At 62.4% G+C, this 18,980-nt stretch carries 20 protein-coding genes; 7 read left to right on the top strand and 13 right to left on the bottom strand.

What is annotated here, in order from left to right; translation table 11 throughout:
* Nucleotides 1–7: 7 nt before the first annotated feature.
* The 7 genes from MKK52_RS09665 to MKK52_RS09695 form a co-directional block, all read right to left on the bottom strand.
* Complete coding sequence (locus MKK52_RS09665; RefSeq protein ID WP_243953578.1) at nucleotides 8–541, bottom strand: GAF domain-containing protein; 534 nt, start codon at nucleotides 539–541, stop codon at nucleotides 8–10.
* Nucleotides 541–2,457, bottom strand: coding sequence for an ATP-binding protein (locus MKK52_RS09670; protein ID WP_243953579.1), 1,917 nt, complete (start codon nucleotides 2,455–2,457; stop codon nucleotides 541–543). The genes MKK52_RS09665 and MKK52_RS09670 overlap by 1 nt, the downstream gene beginning before the upstream one ends.
* The gene (locus tag MKK52_RS09675) at nucleotides 2,454–3,449 is read right to left on the bottom strand and encodes an ATP-binding SpoIIE family protein phosphatase (protein WP_243953580.1); all 996 of its coding nucleotides are present in this window, start codon (nucleotides 3,447–3,449) and stop codon (nucleotides 2,454–2,456) included. Before MKK52_RS09675 ends, MKK52_RS09670 begins: the two co-directional genes overlap by 4 nt.
* A 2-nt stretch (nucleotides 3,450–3,451) precedes the next feature.
* Complete coding sequence (locus MKK52_RS09680) at nucleotides 3,452–3,856, bottom strand: anti-sigma regulatory factor (protein WP_243953581.1); 405 nt, start codon at nucleotides 3,854–3,856, stop codon at nucleotides 3,452–3,454.
* Nucleotides 3,837–4,235 carry an STAS domain-containing protein gene (locus MKK52_RS09685; RefSeq protein ID WP_243953582.1) on the bottom strand — a complete coding sequence of 133 codons (399 nt, stop codon included), beginning with the start codon at nucleotides 4,233–4,235 and terminating at the stop codon, nucleotides 3,837–3,839. The genes MKK52_RS09680 and MKK52_RS09685 overlap by 20 nt, the downstream gene beginning before the upstream one ends.
* 4 nt (nucleotides 4,236–4,239) lie before the next feature.
* Nucleotides 4,240–5,109: an STAS domain-containing protein gene (locus tag MKK52_RS09690; protein ID WP_243953583.1), complete on the bottom strand. Its 870-nt coding sequence runs from the start codon at nucleotides 5,107–5,109 to the stop codon at nucleotides 4,240–4,242.
* Between the two features lie 308 nt (nucleotides 5,110–5,417).
* Nucleotides 5,418–6,323: a LysR substrate-binding domain-containing protein gene (locus MKK52_RS09695; protein ID WP_243928152.1), complete on the bottom strand. Its 906-nt coding sequence runs from the start codon at nucleotides 6,321–6,323 to the stop codon at nucleotides 5,418–5,420.
* A gap of 99 nt (nucleotides 6,324–6,422) precedes the next feature.
* Between MKK52_RS09695 and MKK52_RS09700 the strand changes: the two genes are divergently transcribed.
* Complete coding sequence (locus tag MKK52_RS09700) at nucleotides 6,423–7,049, top strand: LysE family translocator (protein ID WP_243928153.1); 627 nt, start codon at nucleotides 6,423–6,425, stop codon at nucleotides 7,047–7,049.
* A 163-nt stretch (nucleotides 7,050–7,212) separates the two neighbouring features.
* Here the strand turns inward: MKK52_RS09700 and MKK52_RS09705 are convergent, their stop codons facing one another.
* Nucleotides 7,213–7,827 (bottom strand): NIPSNAP family protein, encoded by a 615-nt coding sequence (locus MKK52_RS09705; protein ID WP_243928154.1) that lies wholly within the window; start codon nucleotides 7,825–7,827, stop codon nucleotides 7,213–7,215.
* A 255-nt stretch (nucleotides 7,828–8,082) separates the two neighbouring features.
* Nucleotides 8,083–8,829: a Crp/Fnr family transcriptional regulator gene (locus MKK52_RS09710; protein ID WP_243928155.1), complete on the bottom strand. Its 747-nt coding sequence runs from the start codon at nucleotides 8,827–8,829 to the stop codon at nucleotides 8,083–8,085.
* A gap of 342 nt (nucleotides 8,830–9,171) precedes the next feature.
* On the opposite strand from MKK52_RS09710, the gene MKK52_RS09715 reads away from it, so the two are divergent.
* Together MKK52_RS09715 and MKK52_RS09720 are read left to right on the top strand one after the other, a co-directional pair.
* On the top strand, nucleotides 9,172–9,432 hold the full coding sequence (locus tag MKK52_RS09715) for a DUF6894 family protein (RefSeq protein ID WP_243928156.1): 261 nt from the start codon (nucleotides 9,172–9,174) through the stop codon (nucleotides 9,430–9,432).
* Between the two features lie 490 nt (nucleotides 9,433–9,922).
* Entirely contained in the window at nucleotides 9,923–10,192 is a 270-nt protein-coding gene (locus tag MKK52_RS09720; protein ID WP_243953584.1) for a hypothetical protein, read from the top strand.
* A gap of 146 nt (nucleotides 10,193–10,338) precedes the next feature.
* Here MKK52_RS09720 and MKK52_RS09725 read toward each other — a convergent pair whose 3' ends face one another.
* Both MKK52_RS09725 and MKK52_RS09730 read right to left on the bottom strand, forming a co-directional pair.
* Nucleotides 10,339–10,902: a chemotaxis protein CheB gene (locus MKK52_RS09725; RefSeq protein ID WP_243953585.1), complete on the bottom strand. Its 564-nt coding sequence runs from the start codon at nucleotides 10,900–10,902 to the stop codon at nucleotides 10,339–10,341.
* 263 nt (nucleotides 10,903–11,165) lie between these two features.
* Entirely contained in the window at nucleotides 11,166–11,408 is a 243-nt protein-coding gene (locus MKK52_RS09730) for a DUF6522 family protein (RefSeq protein ID WP_279597735.1), read from the bottom strand.
* A gap of 485 nt (nucleotides 11,409–11,893) precedes the next feature.
* Here MKK52_RS09730 and MKK52_RS09735 point away from each other — a divergent pair, with 485 nt between their 5' ends.
* Nucleotides 11,894–13,648 carry a GGDEF and EAL domain-containing protein gene (locus MKK52_RS09735; protein WP_243953587.1) on the top strand — a complete coding sequence of 585 codons (1,755 nt, stop codon included), beginning with the start codon at nucleotides 11,894–11,896 and terminating at the stop codon, nucleotides 13,646–13,648.
* A gap of 613 nt (nucleotides 13,649–14,261) precedes the next feature.
* Nucleotides 14,262–14,801: an MAPEG family protein gene (locus MKK52_RS09740; RefSeq protein ID WP_243953588.1), complete on the top strand. Its 540-nt coding sequence runs from the start codon at nucleotides 14,262–14,264 to the stop codon at nucleotides 14,799–14,801.
* Nucleotides 14,802–14,996: 195 nt separating this feature from the next.
* Here the strand turns inward: MKK52_RS09740 and MKK52_RS09745 are convergent, their stop codons facing one another.
* Entirely contained in the window at nucleotides 14,997–15,890 is an 894-nt protein-coding gene (locus MKK52_RS09745; protein ID WP_243953589.1) for a LysR family transcriptional regulator, read from the bottom strand.
* Nucleotides 15,891–16,107: 217 nt separating this feature from the next.
* On the opposite strand from MKK52_RS09745, the gene MKK52_RS09750 reads away from it, so the two are divergent.
* Entirely contained in the window at nucleotides 16,108–16,776 is a 669-nt protein-coding gene (locus MKK52_RS09750; protein ID WP_243953590.1) for a glutathione S-transferase family protein, read from the top strand.
* Between the two features lie 57 nt (nucleotides 16,777–16,833).
* On the opposite strand, the gene MKK52_RS09755 is transcribed toward MKK52_RS09750, so the two are convergent.
* Nucleotides 16,834–17,781, bottom strand: a complete 948-nt coding sequence (locus MKK52_RS09755; protein ID WP_243953591.1) for an AraC family transcriptional regulator — start codon at nucleotides 17,779–17,781, stop codon at nucleotides 16,834–16,836.
* A gap of 60 nt (nucleotides 17,782–17,841) precedes the next feature.
* Between MKK52_RS09755 and MKK52_RS09760 the strand changes: the two genes are divergently transcribed.
* Nucleotides 17,842–18,960, top strand: a complete 1,119-nt coding sequence (locus tag MKK52_RS09760) for a zinc-binding alcohol dehydrogenase family protein (protein WP_243953592.1) — start codon at nucleotides 17,842–17,844, stop codon at nucleotides 18,958–18,960.
* Nucleotides 18,961–18,980 lie beyond the last annotated feature (20 nt).

Consider the following 18,980-nt stretch of genomic DNA (forward strand, 5'->3'; position numbering starts at 1 on the left):
GTCGTACTCACAGCCCTAAGGGCAATTCCTTCGCAACAAGGGCCTTGCGCATGTCGAGATGTGCCATGACCAGCCCCGCTAGGACCTGCAGGCATTCCCGTTGCTCCTCGGTCAGCCCTTCAGGGCGCGGCTTGGTGTCGATGACGCAAAGCGTGCCCAGGCCGTGACCGTCCGGGGTCACGAGGGGTGCTCCGGCGTAGAAGCGAATGTGCGGCGCGCCGGTGACGAGGGGATTGGTGCGGGTGCGACCGTCGCACGTCAGGTCGGGGATCACGAGCATGTCGCTCCTGCCCAGGACATGTCGACAGACCGATGCGTCGAGTTCCGTCCCGCAGTCGACGAAGCCCGACCGTGCCTTGAACCATTGCCGTCCCTCGGCCACCAGGCTGACCAGCGCGACGGGCGCCGCGCACACGGCGCGGGCCAACTGGACGATGGCGTCGAAACCCGGTTCGGGCGGCGTATCTAGGACGGCGTATGCGTCGAGGACGGCAAGCCGTTCGCGTTCCCCGGTCTCGGCCGATGGCGGCGGGCACTGCATTATCGGCCTTGGTCCTTGGGATCGGCGATTGAGAGCGTGGCACTGATGACCCGGTGCAGGACCCAACCGACCTGCGCGGCCGAGTAAGGCTTGTGGAGCAGCTCAAAGCCGTGGCTGTCCTCGCGGGCGAGGACATGGCTGTAGCCGGAGGCAAGGACCACAGGAAGGGTGGGAATGCGGATGCGCAATGCCTTAGCGAGCTCGATGCCGCCCATGCCGGGCATGACGACGTCGGAGAACACGGCCCGGAAGCCCGCGCCGTCCGTCCCAAGGCGTTCGAGCGCCTCCTCCGCGTTGACGACCCATTCGGGCGCGTATCCGAGATCCTCCAAAATCTGCGAGCAGAAGCTTCCAACCTCCAGGTTGTCCTCGACGAGCAAGATGCGCTGGCCGAGGCCCGCAGGCGATAGGTCCGCGTCAGGGTCGGACACGACGGCCTCGGTCGCCAGGGACGAGACCTCGGGCAGGTAGAGAGTAAAGGTCGTGCCCTTGCCGATCTCGCTCGTCACGTCGACGTCGCCGCCGGACTGCTTGGCGAACCCGAACACCTGCGAAAGCCCAAGACCGGTGCCGCGTCCGACGTCCTTGGTCGTGAAGAACGGCTCGAAGATGCGTCCGAGCACCTCCGGGAGAATGCCCGACCCCGTATCGGTGAGGGAGACCGCGGCGAACGGCCCGCGCGAGCCGGCATGGCCACGGATCGTCGGCAGGGCCCGCCCGGCTGCCACCCGCATCGTCAGCGTCCCGCTGCCGTCCATGGCATCGCGGGCGTTGACGGCGATGTTCACCAAGGCGGTCTCGAACTGGTTGAGGTCGGCGCGTACCAAGGCCGGCCTGTCCGAAGCCTCGACCCGGACGTGAATACGCGCGCCGGTAACGGTATCGAGCATCTCCGCCACCCCACGCAGGCGCTCACCGACCTCGAATACCTCCGGCTTCAGGGATTGGCGGCGCGCGAAGGCAAGAAGCTGTCCGGTGAGCTTGGCGGCGCGGTCAACGGTGTCAGAGACGGCATCCATATAGCGCTTGCGCCGGTCTTCCGGCAGGTCCGGGCGGCGCAGGAAGTCGACCGACGAGCGGATGATGGTCAGCAGGTTGTTGAAGTCGTGCGCCACGCCGCCGGTCAGCTGCCCGACTGCTTCGAGCTTCTGCGATTGCCGCAGGTCTTGTTCCATCCGCTCGCGCTCGACCGCCTCGGCCTGGAGCCGGGCGTTCGCCTGAGCGAGTTCCGCGGTGCGGGCCGCCACCTGGCTTTCGAGGAGCGCCCCCGCCTCCCGCAGAAGAGCGGCCTGCGCCTCAAGCTCGGCATGGAGCGCGACGACGCCCCGGTTCGTCTCGGCGAGCTCGCGGTTCAGGCGCTGGGCTTCATCCTCGCGCTCCGCGAGTTCGGCGAGGCTGCGCAGGAGCTCACGGTTCTGTTCGCGCAGGGCGATCGCCGGTTCCTCTGCCCGGGAGCGGGCGACGTCCTCGGCCATGGTCGTCAGGGTACGGCCAGAGAAGGATCCAGAGCCGTACGGCAACCGCATCCCAAACGTCACGAGCGTTCCGCGTCCGACCTCGGACTCGATCTCGAAGCGATCCATGAGGCGGCGGGAACCGGTGATGCCGATGCCGAGCCCGGTGGTGGAGCGGTAGCGCCCTTCCAGGATCTCGTCGAGACGAGGGATACCCGGCCCCCGATCGAGGATGCGGATCACCAGGACCTGACTACCGTTCTCGTCGTCGACGCCGTACTCGACCCGGCCGCCACCGGCGTAGCCGTAGGCGTTGCGTGCGATCTCAGACACGGCCGTGGCGATGCGCGTCTGATTCTGGATGCCGAAGCCAAGGCGCTCCGCCAGCACGCGCACGCGCTGGCGCACCACGATGATGTCGTCCTCGTGCTCGACGGAGCTGGTCAGGAGCGGCCACCTCACGCTGCATCCCCGCGTACGACGAGCACGGTTGCGTCGTCCCTGACCCTTGCGAAGTCGCGATAGATCACTCCGGCTAGCAGCGTCGGATGTGCCCATGCGAGGCCGGGATGGGCGTCGAGGGACCAACTCGTCGCGATGCCGTCAGAGCACAGCACGAACACGTCTTCCGGACGCATGGGGTACTCGTATTCCTGGATACGTCGAGCCGCGTGGCCCGCGGTCCCGGCGAGGCTGACCGTTCGCTTGATCGTCGTTCCGGAGATCACCGCCCCCGCAACATTGCCGATGCCGGCGAGCGCGAGCGTGGCGCGGTCCCTCGTATAGCGCGCGACCGAGATCGCTCCGCCCCGGGTCTGGGACAGGCCTGCGTGGATCGCAGCGAGGATCGCGGCGGGTGGCTCGTCGCGACGGCGCCGGAATATCTTGAGGGCCTCCTCTGACGCCCTGGCGGCCTCCGGTCCGTGGCCGAGGCCGTCCGACACGATGGCGGTCCAGCCGTCGGCGCGCTCGCGCACGGCGTAGGCGTCGCCGTTGGCGGTCTCGCCTTTCAGGGGCACCGTCACCGCGCCGAAGCTGGGACCATCGCCGGACGTGCTCCCTCTGACGGACGACAGGCGCGCCAGCACCGCGGTGCCGAGGCCGGGCCGGGACACGATGTCGAAAGCGTCGGAGAGGCGATGCACCGCGCCCAGGCCCTCGCCGGCGCTGCCGCCGGTGGAATGCCCATCGCGCATGGCGGAGCCGGTGTCCGAGAAGCCGGGTCCCTTGTCCAGCGCGAGAATCTCGACGCCCGAGCCGGTCCCATCCTCGTAGGTTCCCACAAGAACCTCGCCCGGGACGCCGTACTTGACGACGTTGGTGGCGAGCTCGGTAACGACCAGGGCCACCCGTCCGGCCGCGGTCTCGTCGAAGCCGATGGCCTGCGCCACGGCCACGGCCCGCCGCCGCGCCTCGGCCACCTGGCTCGCTTCCGTGACGGGGACCCGGACCATGCTCACTTCCACCGCGCGATCGTCACGCGCGTGCCTGCTCCGGGCGTCGACTCGATGTGGAACTCGTTCGAAAGCCGCTTTGCTCCGCCGAGGCCAAGGCCAAGACCGCCGCCGGAGGTATAGTGGTCGGTCATCGCCTGCTCGATATCGGCGATGCCGGGGCCCTCGTCCTCGAAGGTCAGGCACAGGCCCTTGCGCATCCCGGCCTGGACGATCTCCGCCCGGACCTCGCCGCCGCCGCCGTAGTCCAAGGCGTTGCGAGCCAGTTCGCTCGCGGCGGTGACGAACTTGGTCTGATCGACGAGCCCGAGCCCAATCTCGATGGCGAGCGCGCGGACCCGTTGGCGCACCCGCACGACGTCGTCGCCCGACCGGATCGGGAGTGTTTCAACCTTCGTGGGCTTCACGGTCGCCCCCGAAACCGTCCTCCTCGGCGAGCCGCGACTGGATCAGCGCCATGCCGCGCTCGACGTTGAGGGCCGTCTTGATGCCGGTCAGCTCCAGGCCGAGCTCGACCAGGGTGATGGCCACGGCGGGCCGCATCCCAGCAACAACCGTGTCCGCGTCGAGGACGCGCGACACGGCGGCAATGCTCACCAGCATGCGGCCGATGAAGGAATCGACGATCTCCAGAGCCGAGATCTCGATCAGGACGGCACGTGCGCCGGTGCGCACGATCATCGCCGTAAGGTCTTCCTCCAGCGCGAGGGCGAGGCGGTCGTGCATGTCGACCTGGATGGTGACGATGAGGACGCCACCAAGCTTGAGGATTGGGATGCGGTCCATGGTGTCAGCGGCGCCCCTCGGCAGAAGCCTGTTGGCGCACCACCTTTCGACCCGTTTGCCGAAGGGCGAGCGCAAAGGCATCGGCTAATGTCGCCTTGGAAACGACGTTCAGTTCGACGCCGAGATGGACCATGGTCTGGGCGATCTGCGGCCGGATGCCGGATACGAAGCAGTCGGCGCCCATCAGCCGGGCTGCCGCGACGGTCTTCAGCAGATGCTGCGCCACAAGGGTGTCGACGGTCGGGACGCCGGTGATGTCGATGATGGCGATCTCGGCCTCCTCATCGACGATTGCCTGGAGCAGGTTCTCCATCACCACGCCAGTCCGGGCGCTGTCGAGGGTGCCGATGAGCGGCAGCGCAAGGATGCCATCCCAGAGCCGGACCACCGGTGTTGAGAGCTCGGCGATCTCCTGTCCTTGGCGCCCGATCACCTCCTCGCGGCTGGCCAGGAACACCTCCATGGTGTGCAGGCCGAGCCGATCGAGGACCTTGCTCGCGGCCCAGGTCCCCGCCGCCAGTGTGGCGGCGTCCGTCCCATGGGCCTTCCCGATGGCCGCGAAGACCGGCGCCTTGAGCGAGAACACGAAGTTGGCGGTGTCGGTCGGCGTGAAGCCCTGAATGGCACGTGAGCGGGAGATGTCGGCGAGGGCCTCGCGAAGCAAAGTGTATTGCTCGCCATCAGCGTCGACCCCGCCGTTGGCGAGCGCGTCCCGAAGCTGGCCGTACACGGCTTTGGCCTGGGTCTGGAGCTCGGCCTCGCGAATGCGGCCGCTCTGCAGGGAGGTTCCCTCACGCAAGGAGGCGTACCACGCGTCGAGGATGGCGGCCTCGTCTTCGATGAGCGTCCGCTTCAGGACCTCGGCGCCGTCCATACTCATCGGGTCCCTCTCATTGCTGTCGCGCAGCCTCTATCCCGATCTCGACCCTTTCGATAGGCGGTATCGCTCAGGCTGAAGTCGCCAGCATTCGATCTCTGAGCCAACGTCAGGTTTCGCCACCTCACTTCCCGGAAGCAGACTGGCCGAAATCCACCCTCAGCAGCCCTCCCGCTCGCGACCCAACACAGTCGTAGGGACCGCCATCAGCGCTTCCCGAAAGCGGCCATTCGCCGGCCGTCCGGCAACTTCGGCTCGGGGTGGGAAGCCGACCTTGGCCGATCGACCTGAAGCAGACGTTCTTTTTACGACCCACCCACGCAGTTCTGTTCGATCAATTCGAGGACCGTATCGACTAGCGGGTTATGATGCGCTGTGGACCAGACTAGCGCGGTGACAACAATCTCAACGCGCTCCTTCAGTGGCCGGAAGACGACGCTCGATGGAGCAAGCCTCTCGGACCTCGACGGGACGAGGGCGATCCCCTGACCGCAGCCCACAAACGCGATCTGCGATGTGACGGAGCGGACCTCATGCAGGATGCGGGGCGAGAAGCCGCCATCCTGGCAGGCGGCCAGCACCCTGTCGAAGTAGACCGGGCTCGAACGGCGCGCGAACATCGCAAAGTCCTCCTGCGCCAGCATAGCGAGGGGAACCTCGGGCATTGTCGCGAGGCGGTGTCCCTCGGGAAGGACCACCGCAAGCCTGTCCTGCGCCACCGGCCGCGACTGGATCGTCTGACCGAGCACCCCTTCGAGCCGAGCGAAGGCCAGATCGATGTCACCAGCTTCTAGGGCCGGGACCGCCTCGACGCTGTCGATCTCTCTAATGGCTACCGTCAGGTCGGGATGCGCGGTCCGCAGAGCGGCGACCAGGGGCGGTATGTCCTCGACCAGCGCCGCGTTGATGGCGCCGATGGTGAGTGTCCCGGTCCGACCGGCCACGGCCTCCCGTACCGCGAGTTCCAACCGCCCCGCCTGATCGACGAACTTGCGCACGGCCGGGAGGATTGCGGCACCTGCCGCCGTGAGCCGAACACCACGACGGTCACGGGCGAACAGCGTTGTGCCGAGGGCCTGCTCCAGCGCCTTGATCTGCTCGGTGAGGGGCGGCTGTGACATCCCGAGCCGTTGGGCTGCACGCCCGAAGTGGCGTTCCTCCGCGACGGCCTGAAACAGCCAGAGATGCCGAAGCAGGCGGAAGTTGACCATCGGCGATAGGCTCAGCGGATCACAGACATTCGATCTTCGTATTTTACCTATCGAAGTGGCGGTGAGAAGAAGCGCTGAACCCGCGCCCTGCGAGGCCCCATGCCCGATACATCCACCCTCACGGCCTACCTCATCGTCATCCTCGGCTTGGCGGTCACGCCAGGGCCGAACATGATCTACCTAATCTCTCGCTCCATCGCCCAAGGGCGGACGGCCGGTATCGTCTCGCTAGGCGGCAGCGCGCTCGGCTTCATCGTCTATATGGCCTGCGCTGCCTTCGGCATCACAGCGCTCCTGATGGCCGTGCCACTCGCTTTCGATGCGCTTCGCGTCGCTGGGGCGGGCTACCTCATGTTCCTGGCTTGGCAGGCGGTACGGCCCGGCGGACGCTCACCCTTCCAGGTGAACCGGCTTCCGAGCAGCGGCAAAGGCAAAGTCTTCACCATGGGCTTCGTAACGACGCTCTTGAACCCGAAGGCCGCGCTGCTCTACCTCGCGCTGCTACCGCAGTTCGTCGTTCCGGGGCACGGCAGCGTGCTGGGCCAGACCCTTGTTCTCGGGCTGATCCACATTGCCGTGAACCTCAGCTTCGGCGTCGTCATCGCGAGCACGGCCGGCGCCCTCGCAACGGGTTTGGCAAAGCGTCCATCTTGGTTATTGGCCCAGCGTTGGGCTATGGGCAGCCTACTTGCCGCCTTCTCGATCAAGCTGATCTCAGAGGCGTAGGGGGCGCTCTCCGAAAGTATGTCCGCTTCGATGCATCCGCGTTCGGAAGCGGACAGTCGCAAAACCACCCCAAGCGGTCGCTCCGCTGGCGACAATGTCAGTTATCCTGACGGCTGCCAACGCAATCCGAAAGCAGTCATCTGCGAGCCATTCTGAGGACTGTTTACGCCAGAGGAGATGGCCCCTGTGGAAGCGCAATAGTCGAAGTCCCTTCGGCAATCTGCTCGGGGCCTCCCTCAGGCGGCCATACACCAGCACCATAGGCCCAAGAGCGTAGATCGGCCCGCTCCTTCAAGTTCGTGAAGCCCCAGATGTGTGTGATCCGCGGTGCTCCATCGAGGGCGTACATGTTCGTGACAAGATGCTCGGTATACTCATGTGCCGGTGTGATAGCGGCTTCCCAGCCTGCGAGCGTTGGCAGCAGCCCGCCCGGCTTCAGGTGGTAAGTCCGGAACTCGTACACCCCACCCCGGTCCCCGGTCCGGATCGGCGGCAGAAAGGCAAGTGGCGCGTAGCTGTCCATTTCCAGCGCCGTCACCACGCTCCCCGCATTGAACGGGTTAGCGCTCAGAAGCGCCCGGCGGCGCTCGGCAGTCATATCCTCCGGTGCCTCGAACCCACGCAGCACGATCAGGCGACCGAGTGTTCCTATCTCGGTCCGCCAGCAGCCAAACAGTTTACCCTTGGCCTCTGCGTCGTTCACCCAGTCATAAACGCCCTCGGATGCTCGACCGACAGCTAGCAACGGGCACGAAAGGGTAGTGAGTTCGTAGAGCATAGGTACCTCGGCGCTGCACTCTCAAGCCCAGAGCGCGCCATTCGTTTCAATGGGCCGAATCTGCACCTGCCATGGGTCGGAAGCGGGGAATATCGCTACGTCCGCGCTCGTCCGTTGCCGACCGAACCTGGTCGTGCGAGCAGTCGTCGGCGCTTCCCAAAAGCGGTCATGGGTCAACCGTCCGACAGCTTTGGCTCGCGACGACAAATAATCCACGACCCTCCATCCTGAAACTGACGTTTCACAGTCGGCGAGCTACGGCGTACCCCAAAACGGACGCTCATCCTCACTGCGCCGGTTCAGGTGAAGGTACTTCGGGTCGAACTCGGCGAAGGCCCTCAATCGCTCCACGTCGGGAATGCGCACGCGCTTGCTCTTCCACTCAACCAACCCCTGGGCTCGCAGATCCTGAAGAACCCGGTTTACATGCACATTGGTGATACCCAGTGTGTCGGCAAGATCCTCCTGAGTAATCGGGAACTCGAAGCTGTCATTGCCCGCTAGGCCAACCACCCGCAGTCGCACGTGCAACTCGCAGATGAGATGCGCCATCTGACGGTCGGCTTCACACTGGCCCATGTTGACGAGCCACGCCCGCAGCGTGCCCTCATCGACCAGCGTCGCCCACCAGAGTGCCCGCGTGATGCGAGGGTGGTGGGCCGTCAGATCCTCGATGGTGGAGCGTGGAATGTCCACAATGGTGCAGCCCCAGCCGGTGCCGATGCTATGATCCATTTCGCCGAGGATGGCCACGTGCAGGTCGCAGAAGTCGCCAGGCGCCAGGAAAGCCATGATCTGGCGTCGCCCATCTCTGAGCGTCTTGTAGCGGCAGGCGAAGCCCTGCATAACGAGATGCACATCCTCAGGGCGCTCGCCTTCGGGGCTGATGTCCATATGCCGCGCAACGCGCCGGGTCGTACCGGTAAGGTGCTGGAGGACAGCGCGGTCTTCGTCTGTCAGTTGCGCTCCGTGTTCGAGCTTCATGATCAGCGGATTGGACATTCACCCCCCCCCGTAATTCGGCCGCCCTTATAAAGGGAAGTAGCAGGGCATCTTTCAGGTTTCACCGAATCATAATCCCACAGTTAACATAGAGCGATACTTAGTAGTTCCCAAAACTTTTTTACGACCAAAGACCAACAGATATAAGACGAAAATTTCTCTAATCGATTGATGCACGGCGGGATTTTAGTTGAGAAAATTCGGGCATCGAGCGTACTATTAAAACATAAATTATACCGCTTGTAGATTGTATGTGTTTTAGTTGAGTATCGCTGGCTGGTCGATTGTAGGCGCTAGCGGCTGGGTGAGGCGAGTGCTCCCGCCTGCGACCCGGAGGGTTTGATGCCTCGTTTCTTTTTCGACACCTACGACAGCATCATCGTCATAGATGATGTCGGCCAAGACTTGCCCAATGAGGACGCGGTGCGGGAGGTTGTCCGCAAGACTTTGGCCAGCATGCTCAGAGACGAGCACAAGGGTCGACCTGCCGCTCAGTTTCGGGCCGAAGTTCGCGACGAGGCCGGCATGAGCGTACTAACTGGGTCGGTGCTCATCGTCATTGATAAGTCGCCGGAGCGTAAAGGGGCAGAGGCTGCCCAGTAGCCGATCCTCAACCGAGCATCTCCGGGTCACGCATTGGGTCATGAGAGGGCGTGACGTCGATATCCGCCCTGATACATTATCGCCCGAAAGCGGACGGTCGCAGTTCCACCACGAGTCGCCATTCCGCACTCGACCCAAACAGCCATCCCGGGGACGGAACGGATACCCTGAAAGCAGTCGCTCTAACCGCGTGAGAGCACCTCTTGGCGTGAGGCGGCCAATGCGTCCTCTGGTGCTACCGTCCATCTAATACCTATTGTAACCTTAAATCTTACGCTCGTCCGTTGCGCGCAGGGCAATCATTTTTCAACAGTGAGGGTGGTGAGCTGGGAACAGAAGAGCGCCTCGAAGCTTCCCGCCAATATACCCGCAGCGTGTGATTGCGGGCGAGCGGGATGTGCACGTGCTCTTGCGAACTCTTATCGTTGTCACCGTAGTGAGTTCCGCTATGGTCGGTTCAAGCAGAGCTCAGAGTCAGGAAAAACAGGCCTTGGCCCTTCTCCGAGCCTCCAGCGCGCAGTCGGCGATCATCACCTTCTGCACGAAGCATTTTAAGATCGACAGCACGACCGCACTCAGGATCTCTCAAACTGCCCGCGATGTTGCGACGGAGATACTCGGTAAGGAGCAATCAGAGGCCGCTTTCAAAAGCGAGTTGGCGCGCCGCTTCGACGAGGTGAAGGCGGTCGGTGAGCAGCAGTGGTGTGCCGATCAGCGGATGGCGCTTGCAGGCGATGAGGTGCAAATATTCCGAGAATGAATATCCCATCTCCGGTAGATCTTTTCAAGATAATTCTGACGCATTACAGCCCAATGCAGCCGTTTATGTTGCCATGATCATGTTCATAAGCTGATGCTCGTCAGCTTCAGATTGGGATAAAGCAGACACTTGCTATTGCAGAGCCCTCAATCGTTGTTAATACAGTGTGCGACGACCCGCTCGGCCAGTCGAGCACCAGTGAGAGATGCCTCTGGGTGATCGAGCTTCATCGCTGCTAGCGGCATCTCGGGGTATTCAGCCTCGGCTAGATCTTGCACGAGACCAAGGCCACCGCATGCCGTGATTGCACGCATACCCTCAGCTCCGTCGGCATTGCTGCCGCTGAGTACAATACCGACGACACGTTTGCCGTAGGCTTCCGCCGCCGAGATAAACAGCGGATCGGCAGCCGGGCGAGTGAAGTGAACCTTTGGACCCTGATCCAGGCAGATCGCGCCGAAGCGCAGTCGCATGTGATGGTCAGGCGGAGCCACGTAAATCCGGCCAGCTGCAATGGCCTCACCGTGCCGAGCGAAAGCTGCTGGGAGACCGCCACACGCGTTGAGGAGGTCGGGGAGATGGCTCGGCTTCGCGCCGATGTGCTGGACGATAAACATGGAGGCGTTGCAGGGAGTTCGTAGGGCTGAAACGATCTGCCTGAGCGGATCAAGGCCACCAGCGGAGGTGGCAACGACAATGATAGCTCTCATTCCATCACATCAATCGCTGATATTAGATTTTGCTCATCTTCTTTACTCATAGTTCTTAGGAATATTTGTAGATTGTCAGCGCAGATGTGTCGACTCATAAATCCTCTATATGGCTATAATACCTCGAAAATATTCTCATTGTCATCTAAGCTGCACAATGTTTGCCCATCATAAGCCGGAATAAGCTGTCTATAAGGTATCAATCCGAAACCAAGGCGCTGATCGAGCCTTCCTTGAGTATTATAAATCAGCTAGAATCCTATCTATATCATTTTTTCGCTTTTTAAGTAGCCATGTTCGTCGAAAATGCCCTCCCAAACTGAGTTGGCAACCTTTATCGTCACACGAGTCTTGCCATTATCCGCGTCAAATCCTTCCTCAACTCGGCTTGTTACTAGGCCGAGTCTCATCTTTTGCCGCATGATGCCTGGATTGATCATGAGGCGGGAGTGAAGCTGTTCGGGATCAAGCATCCAATCTCCACGTTCGTTGCGCTCTAACCGCATTGGGTGATCCTATCCAGCTTGGCGTCGAATGTGGCGCCGTGATCAATGTTAGCATTATTAAGCGCCACCTACATTGATTATTATGCAAATCAGTAGGAAGCCACCTAATCGGCAAGGGCTACCCATCGCATGACCGGAGCGAATGTCCCCTTCCCCTATGGGACAGTTCAAGACTGGGCAGTCAGGATACCAACCTAAGCAGTCATTCCGGTCGGGACCCAACGTGGCAATTAATGAACGTTTTGTCGATGCTTCGAAGCGGACAGCATAGGGGGATTGTCGCAGAGAATTCAGACGATCTTACCGGGCGCGATGCACGCATAATCAAACGCCAAAGTGGGCAAGCGCGAACCTAATATAAATCAATCTCGAATACTGATCTGTATTGTGTTTGATTAATTGTCGCACCCGCTTCTTAGATGTAGAATTTCGAAACGATGATACGCTATAAATTCGATCCACGTTAGTTTTATGTGGTTTGTCAAATGAACGCGGAAGCTGAGCGGCTGCATTCTCTCACTCAACTCGAAATTCTGGGCACGCCCGCCAGCGAGAGTTTTGACCGTATCACTCGCTTGGCCAGCAAGATCTTCAATCTGCCAATAGCCGCGGTTTCTCTGACTGATAGCGATCGGCAATGGTTCAAATCAAGGGTCGGCGTGGAGCACTGGTCTATCCCACGCGAGAAGGCCCCGTGCAGCCAAGTCGCCGAGACTTGTGACGTGGTCATAATCGAAGATTTCCTTGCAGACCCTTTTTATAGTGACAGTCTTTTGGCCAAGGCTGGTATACGCTTCTACGCTGGCGCGCCCCTAGTCACACGCGACGGCTTCGGCCTCGGGGCCATGTGTGTGTTGGGAATGACGCCGCGAAGGATACATCGGGAAGAATTGACGGCACTTCGTGACCTCGCTGCTACGGTCATGGCGCAGATCGAGTTGCAGCATGCTTTTGGACGGATAGACCCGATTAGCGAACTGCCGAACCGAACGCAGTTCATAGAGGACCTCAGCGACCTCGCGCGGGATCAAACGCCCGGGCAACGGCGGACGGCGGTTTTAGTGGACCTAATCGCCGTGGATCAAATGAATCACGTCGTCCGTGTGATGGGACAGGCTGTCGTAGATGACATGGTCAAGACAGCCGGACGGCTCTTTCGTCATTTGATTGGTCCGCAGCAAAAGGCCTACCACGTCGGCGCCACCCAACTCGCGGCATTAACTCCCGATGGGATGGATGAAATCGCCTGCAGTAATTTCTTGACCGCCCAAGCTGAACGCCTGCGCAAGCTCGGGGGGCCACATGCCCTCGGTTCGACGGTTGTCGGCATTGCGCCATTCCCATTAGGCGGCCTGCCACCCATCGACATACTAAGGATCGCTCAAGGGGCGGCGCTGGACGCCCGTTCCATGAACAAGTCGTTTGAGATCTACTCGCAGGCCCTCGATACGGCCTCGCAGCGAAGCTTCATATTGCTTCGGGATTTCGAGGCCGCCCTGAAAAATCCAGTCGAATTACGATTGGTCTACCAGCCCCGTATCGACCTCGCGACCGGACGTTGTGTAGGTGCCGAAGCGCTGATGCGTTGGACGCATCCAACCCTTGGATCGATCTCACCGGGCGAATTTATCCCGCTCATCGAACGCATAGCTTTGGCCACGCCAGCAACCGCTTGGGTACTGGAGACGGCAATCTCACAAATTGCTCGGTGGCGTAACCACGGCATAGACTTTGTCGTCTCGGTCAACATCTCGTCCACCAATTTGCATGAAACGGATTTCGCCTCGCGTGTCAGCCAAATTCTGGTTCGACATGGCGTGGAACCGGAATGGCTCGAACTCGAAGTAACCGAGACGGCGGTGATGACCGATGCCGCGCAGGCGCTCGTCCAGCTGAGTAAGCTTAGAGCGGCCGGCATCCGTTTGGCGATCGACGACTTTGGGACTGGATATAGCAGTCTGGCCTACCTACAGAGGCTGCCCGTTCATGTTGTGAAGATCGACCGCGCCTTCATGATGGGTCTTGACGTCGACCCTCGTCAGCTATCGCTCGTGACAATGATGGTGTCGATGGCTAAACATCTTGGCTACCGAGTGGTTGCAGAAGGCGTGGAAACTCAGCAAGCGTTAAAGCTTTTGCGAACGACAGGCTGCGATGAAGCACAGGGTTACCACTTTGCCCGTCCGATGGCTGCGGATGAGCTTGTGAGGTGGGTCGGTAGAGACCCAATTGCTCTCTGAAGATATTTCAGAGGCAAGATGCGAGTGGGCGATAGAGACGCCAACAGGCTTAGCTCTATGCCAGAGTTTCTCTGGAGTATAATCGGGATAAATTGGCCGCCTCTATGACAGCTGCTTAATTTGTCTAGCTTTGTAAAAACGGACCGACTGAAATCCGCCCGATCCAGACGTTCGCCAATCGCCAGCGGATTTCCCCTCCGCCAATCGAACGCCACAGCGTCAAGGCGCAGCGAGTCATTCGCGCCGCTGCGAGAGTCGAAATTACGTTTGCAAAACGGGCGAGAAGCCGAATGAGATCAATGCTGGCCGGGTTGTTCCGTTTGCAAAATTATCGTCGCGCTTCAACGACTGTGACCAAACTGGGGGACTAGGGGTCGTGGGTTCGAATCCCGCCACTCCGACCATTTATCGCATATAGATCATAAGCTTAGGCCATCAGCGCATGCCATTTTGGTCTGCAAAATCGTGGTTAATTGGCTGCTTTCGACCCAACTCTGCCACTTAATCCCTGCTTCGCTTTTCCCGGGAGCGGACGCCGTTTCGGAGAACCTTCGTTGCAAGCCGCTCGTCGTGCTGATGGAGTGTGCATGGGATACGCGAACGCTGCTGGCAGATGATGCAAGACACTGACGAATTCCGTATGGAGCAGCGCCGGGTAGCCGTGGGAATGGCGTCGGGCCTAGCAATCACTGCCCTGGCATTGACGCTGGCTACTTCGTGGGAGCCGGTGGGAATGCCGGTGAGACCGCTTGCTGAACGTCTGCAAGCTGCACTGCGAACAGACCTGTTCGTCATCGTCTGGCTTGCTGCTGCAATCGCGAACGTCGCGCGACTGAGGTTTTTCTCACTCGATGATATCGCAGGAAGCAAGGCAGGGCCCGGATCAAAACCCGTGCAAGATGCCGTTGCAGTTCTACAAAACACTCTAGAGCAGAGCATTCTAGCAATCCCAACACACCTCGCGTTCGCGACGGCCGCAGTCCATCCGATGAGCGTGTTGATGACGGTCACTGCGCTGTTTTGCGTCGGCCGGGCAATGTTTTGGATCGGCTATCAGCGTGGTGCACACGGTCGTGCGCTCGGGTTCGCGCTGACTTTCTACCCAACTGTTGCGTTGCTGGGGATATCAGCAGTCGACGTCGTTATAGGATGAGACCAGTAATGCCCCGTCGCCTCGTGCGGTGGAGAGCGGGACGGCGCAATCTCGACCCGAACAGCCAGTCTGATAGCGACCCAACCCAGCTGTACAGACGCGGCTTCGAGGTTCCCAAAAGCGGACTTACGTTTTGCCGCTACTCCAGTCGCACTGCGTCACGTTCGCCCCCAGTGGAAGCTGAGGACTATTCAATCAGCCCGAATTAAGCGACGCGCTGAGGTGATCTACGATCGCACGGACTTTCGCTGACGGCCTCGGGCCCGCCGGGAATACGGCGTAGACTTCGGCAGGATCGAGCCGATAGGGCTCAAGCACCTGGATAAGCTGGCCGGCGCGCAGTTCATCCCCGGCCATGACGCGGGTCGCCAGCGCGATGCCCATGCCCGCCACCACAGCGGCTAGGATCCCCGGCGCCGAATTGATCCAGAGGCGCGCGGGGGCATCGACGGAGGTAACGGTCCCGTCGCGTGTGAAGCGCCAGCTCTCGCGACCGAAAAGGCCGTGCTGCACGATGCAATCGTGTTGGGAAAGCTCGGCCGGGCTGGCGGGCGTGCCACGGGAAGAAAGATAGGCCGGGGCGGCGACCACCAACCGCTCGACCGCCGCGAGCTTGCGGGCCCCGAAGGTGGAGTCCACCAGCGGGCCGACGCCCAGGCGAATGGCGACGTCGACCCCGTCCGTGACGAGGTTCTGGCGCGCATCGCTCATGGTCATCTCGATCCGGAGGTCCGGATGCCGGGCTAGGAACGTCGCGAGTGCGGGGACGACGGCTCGGGAGCCGTAGAGCACTGGCATCGCAAGACGGATCAAACCCTGTAACGAGTCCACCCCCCGGGCCGCCTGCTCAGCCTCCTCAAGCTCCGCGAGGAGGGATCTCGCGCGGTCCAGATACAAGCTGCCGGCCTCCGTCAGGGAAATGCTGCGAGTGGTGCGCAGCAGCAGCGTCGAGCCCAGCCGCGCCTCCAGCGCACCGACGATGCGCGACACGGAAGGTTGCGAGAGCATCAGTTCGCGTCCCGCGCGCGAAAGACTGCCGGTCTCGGCCACACGGACGAACACGGCCATTTCCTGCCAGCGGTCGCTCATTCGAAATACGGATAGATGTTCTTCGTACGGAATGGATACATGGAATATGGCGGATGGCCTACCTTCTGTTTCGAGGGGTCGCCGCGGCGTCAAGGCGAGCGGCGATGAAGCGTCAGGACAAGCTCGACGCCTCGTATGAGGTCTTCGAGAACGGACGCTTGCCCTTGGTTCCGGGCTAACCAGCCACCTCATCACTCGACTGAAAAAGTATCTTGCAATGGCAATCAGGATCTACGGCGACCCCGGTTCCGGCAGCCGGCGCCGCGTTACGACGGCGGCATCAGCCATGGGCATCGACATCGAGATCGTCGACATCGATCTTTTCAAAGGCGAGAGCCACACGCCCGAGTTCCTGAAGTTGAACCCGCACGGCCTCTCGCCCGTGATGGTGGACGGCGACTTCGTCCTCTACGAGGCCGCGGCCATCAACCTCTATCTCGCCGAGAAAGCGGGAAGCGACTTGGCTGGACGAACGACGCACGAGCGGTTCGAGATCCTCCAGTGGATGTTCTGGTCGGGCGAACAGTGGCGCGTCTTCGCGACGCTCACATTCGACGAAGTGCTTGCAAAGCGTTTCATGGGGCGGGCCCCAAACGAGGCCATCGTCAAACTGGCGGCCGACAAGATACGCGTGGCCGCCGCCGCGCTGGACGTCCACCTCGCGCAGCACAGCCACATCGTGGGCGACCGGCTTACGCTGGCCGACTTCGACGTCGCCGGCCCGTTCTCGCAGAACGCGCGGACGAGGATCCCGCTGAACGAGTTCCCCAACCTCGTGGCCTGGCAGCAGCGCTTGCTCGCCACGGTGCCCAGCTGGGAGGCGTCAAAGCGCGAGGTCGACGCCCGCATCGACGGCGCCCTGGAGGCGGCGGGCATCAAGCTCTGAAGCATGGCGCCGACGTCACCGAGGACGGTCCGCGACGTTCCCGGCCGTTCGACAGGGTCACACGCACGCCTCCCCTCGGCGACGCGGCGAGCGGCCTGTGATCCGCTTGAACGCCGCACCGAAGGCGCTCACGGAGTTGTAACCTACCGAGGCCGCGACCTGCGCCAACGACGTCGCCGTGTTAGCCAGGCGATCCGCTGCGAGTGCCATGCGCCAGCGGGTCAGGTAGGCGATCGGCGTCTCGCCGGTCACGCTCTCGAACTGCGCGGCAAAACTCGATCGCGACATGCCCGACACCTGCGCGAGATCGTGCAACGTCCAGCGGCGGGCGACGTCACCGTGCATGGCGGCGAGCGCCCTGCGCATCGTCGGGTGGGCTAAGGCCGCGAGCCAGCCGCCGTGCGCTTCGCCGTCAGCCAGGTGAGCGCGCAGCGCCTCGACCAGCAAGGCCTGTGCGAAATGGCTCGCGAGCAGGGCGCCGCCCGGCAGCGGCTCGCTCAGTTCGCGCATCAGGCGCCGCACGCCGGCCAGCAGCGCGTCTCTGCCGTTGTCGGAGCGGACGTGGACGACTGGTGGGACGGCAGCGAGCAGCGCACGCACGTTCGACCCACCGAGCTCGAAGAAGCCGCCGACGCCGCGGCATTCGCCCCCTCCGTTGAGCGATGCGACCCCGCCCGCCGGCGCCGACGAGAACAGCGCAAAGGCGTCGCGTGGCTCGGCATCGGCGCGGGAGTAGAGGCGGACGGGCTGGCCGCCCATGACGAGCGCCACGTCCCCGGTGCTCAGAAGCGTCGGCGTGTCGTCGTCCGAAGGCTGAAGCCAGCAGGACCCCGCCTCGATGGCGAAGCACCGGATGCCATGCGCCTCGCGGAAGTCGAGCGCCCAGTCGCCGGCGGTGTCCAGCCCCCGGAAACCGTAACCAGTTGGCCGAAGGAGCGTGAGGATGTCGGAGAGAGGATCCATCAGGTCTGGACGATCGCGACGATATTCGCGACGTTCAAGCATGGCTGGTCCAGAGGAACAACCATAGTTCGGTCCCATCGCTACGGCGAAGGAGCATCGAACTTGTCCGACCATGTTGCCCTTTGGCTTCCGACGAAGCGCGCCGACCTCGTCCAGCGGGCCGCGCCCGACGTCGCGCCGGGACCCGGTGAAATCACCGTGCGGGCCCGCGCCGTCGCGGTGAACCCGTTCGACCGCTACGTCCAGGCGATCGGCGACGTAATCACGAGCTATCTGCGCTACCCCGTCGTCTTAGGCACCGATGTCGCCGGCGATGTTGTGTCGGTCGGTGCGGGCGTCACGCGCTTCAGGATCGGAGATCGCGTCCTCGGCCACGCCGCCGGGTTGGAGAAAGGCCGCAACCGAGCGGCGGAGGGAGCCTTCCAGGAAAAAGTTGTGCTGCTCGCGCACATGGCGACGCCGATCCCTGACGGCATGCCGTTCCAAGACGCCGCGGTCCTGCCGCTCGGCCTATCAACCGCAGCGTGCGGGCTATTCCAGCGGGATTTCCTTGCTTTGCCACCGCCGCGGCTCGATCCTGTCGCCACGGGCGAGGTGATGTTGGTTTGGGGCGGCTCCACCAGCGTCGGCTGCAACGCGATCCAACTCGCACGCGCGGCCGGCTACGAGGTCGTCACGACCTGCTTGCCCCACAACTTCGACCTCGTTCGCCGCCTCGGAGCTAAGCAGGCGTTCGACTACCACAGTCCAACAGTGAAGCGGGACATCCTAGCCGAGTTGCAGGGGCGGCGGTGCGCGGGAGCACTCTCCATCGGCAAGGGGTCGGCCGCGGCGTGCATGGACATCCTGGCGGCCTGCGATGGCAGACGTTTCGTCGCGCAGGTCACGCCGCCCGCGTCGTTCGACGACGTTCCGCCGGGCCGTGGCCGGATGCGCAAGCTCGCGCCGGCCATCGCCCAGATGATGTTCGGCAATCTGTCGCTGATGCTGCGCGCTCGGCGCCTCGGTGTCGCGACCAGGATGATTTGGGGTGGATCGCTCATCGACAACGAGGTCGGGCCGCTGATCTACGAGATGTTTCTACCGCAGGCGCTCGCACGGGGGCGCTACGCGGCGGCGCCGGAGCCGCTGGTGGTCGGCCACGGCTTGGGCAGCGTCCCCGAAGCGCTCGAACGGCAGCGGGTCGGTGTCTCGGCGCGCAAACTCGTCATCACCCTGTAGCATCGGACCGCAAGGAGTCG

Source organism: Methylobacterium sp. J-067 (assembly GCF_022829465.1).
Classification (GTDB): Bacteria; Pseudomonadota; Alphaproteobacteria; order Rhizobiales; family Beijerinckiaceae; genus Methylobacterium; species Methylobacterium litchii.

Bases quoted from the DNA above. Each gene is read 5' to 3' on its own strand.
- MKK52_RS09665 (WP_243953578.1), bottom strand. From the start codon at position 541: ATGCAGTGCCCGCCGCCATCGGCCGAGACCGGGGAACGCGAACGGCTT.
- MKK52_RS09675 (WP_243953580.1), bottom strand. From the start codon at position 3,449: ATGGTCCGGGTCCCCGTCACGGAAGCGAGCCAGGTGGCCGAGGCGCGG.
- MKK52_RS09685 (WP_243953582.1), bottom strand. From the start codon at position 4,235: ATGGACCGCATCCCAATCCTCAAGCTTGGTGGCGTCCTCATCGTCACC.
- MKK52_RS09690 (WP_243953583.1), bottom strand. From the start codon at position 5,109: ATGGACGGCGCCGAGGTCCTGAAGCGGACGCTCATCGAAGACGAGGCC.
- MKK52_RS09695 (WP_243928152.1), bottom strand. From the start codon at position 6,323: ATGGTCAACTTCCGCCTGCTTCGGCATCTCTGGCTGTTTCAGGCCGTC.
- MKK52_RS09700 (WP_243928153.1), top strand. From the start codon at position 6,423: ATGCCCGATACATCCACCCTCACGGCCTACCTCATCGTCATCCTCGGC.
- MKK52_RS09705 (WP_243928154.1), bottom strand. From the start codon at position 7,827: ATGCTCTACGAACTCACTACCCTTTCGTGCCCGTTGCTAGCTGTCGGT.
- MKK52_RS09710 (WP_243928155.1), bottom strand. From the start codon at position 8,829: ATGTCCAATCCGCTGATCATGAAGCTCGAACACGGAGCGCAACTGACA.
- MKK52_RS09715 (WP_243928156.1), top strand. From the start codon at position 9,172: ATGCCTCGTTTCTTTTTCGACACCTACGACAGCATCATCGTCATAGAT.
- MKK52_RS09725 (WP_243953585.1), bottom strand. From the start codon at position 10,902: ATGAGAGCTATCATTGTCGTTGCCACCTCCGCTGGTGGCCTTGATCCG.
- MKK52_RS09730 (WP_279597735.1), bottom strand. From the start codon at position 11,408: ATGCGGTTAGAGCGCAACGAACGTGGAGATTGGATGCTTGATCCCGAA.
- MKK52_RS09735 (WP_243953587.1), top strand. From the start codon at position 11,894: ATGAACGCGGAAGCTGAGCGGCTGCATTCTCTCACTCAACTCGAAATT.
- MKK52_RS09740 (WP_243953588.1), top strand. From the start codon at position 14,262: ATGATGCAAGACACTGACGAATTCCGTATGGAGCAGCGCCGGGTAGCC.
- MKK52_RS09745 (WP_243953589.1), bottom strand. From the start codon at position 15,890: ATGAGCGACCGCTGGCAGGAAATGGCCGTGTTCGTCCGTGTGGCCGAG.
- MKK52_RS09750 (WP_243953590.1), top strand. From the start codon at position 16,108: ATGGCAATCAGGATCTACGGCGACCCCGGTTCCGGCAGCCGGCGCCGC.
- MKK52_RS09755 (WP_243953591.1), bottom strand. From the start codon at position 17,781: ATGCTTGAACGTCGCGAATATCGTCGCGATCGTCCAGACCTGATGGAT.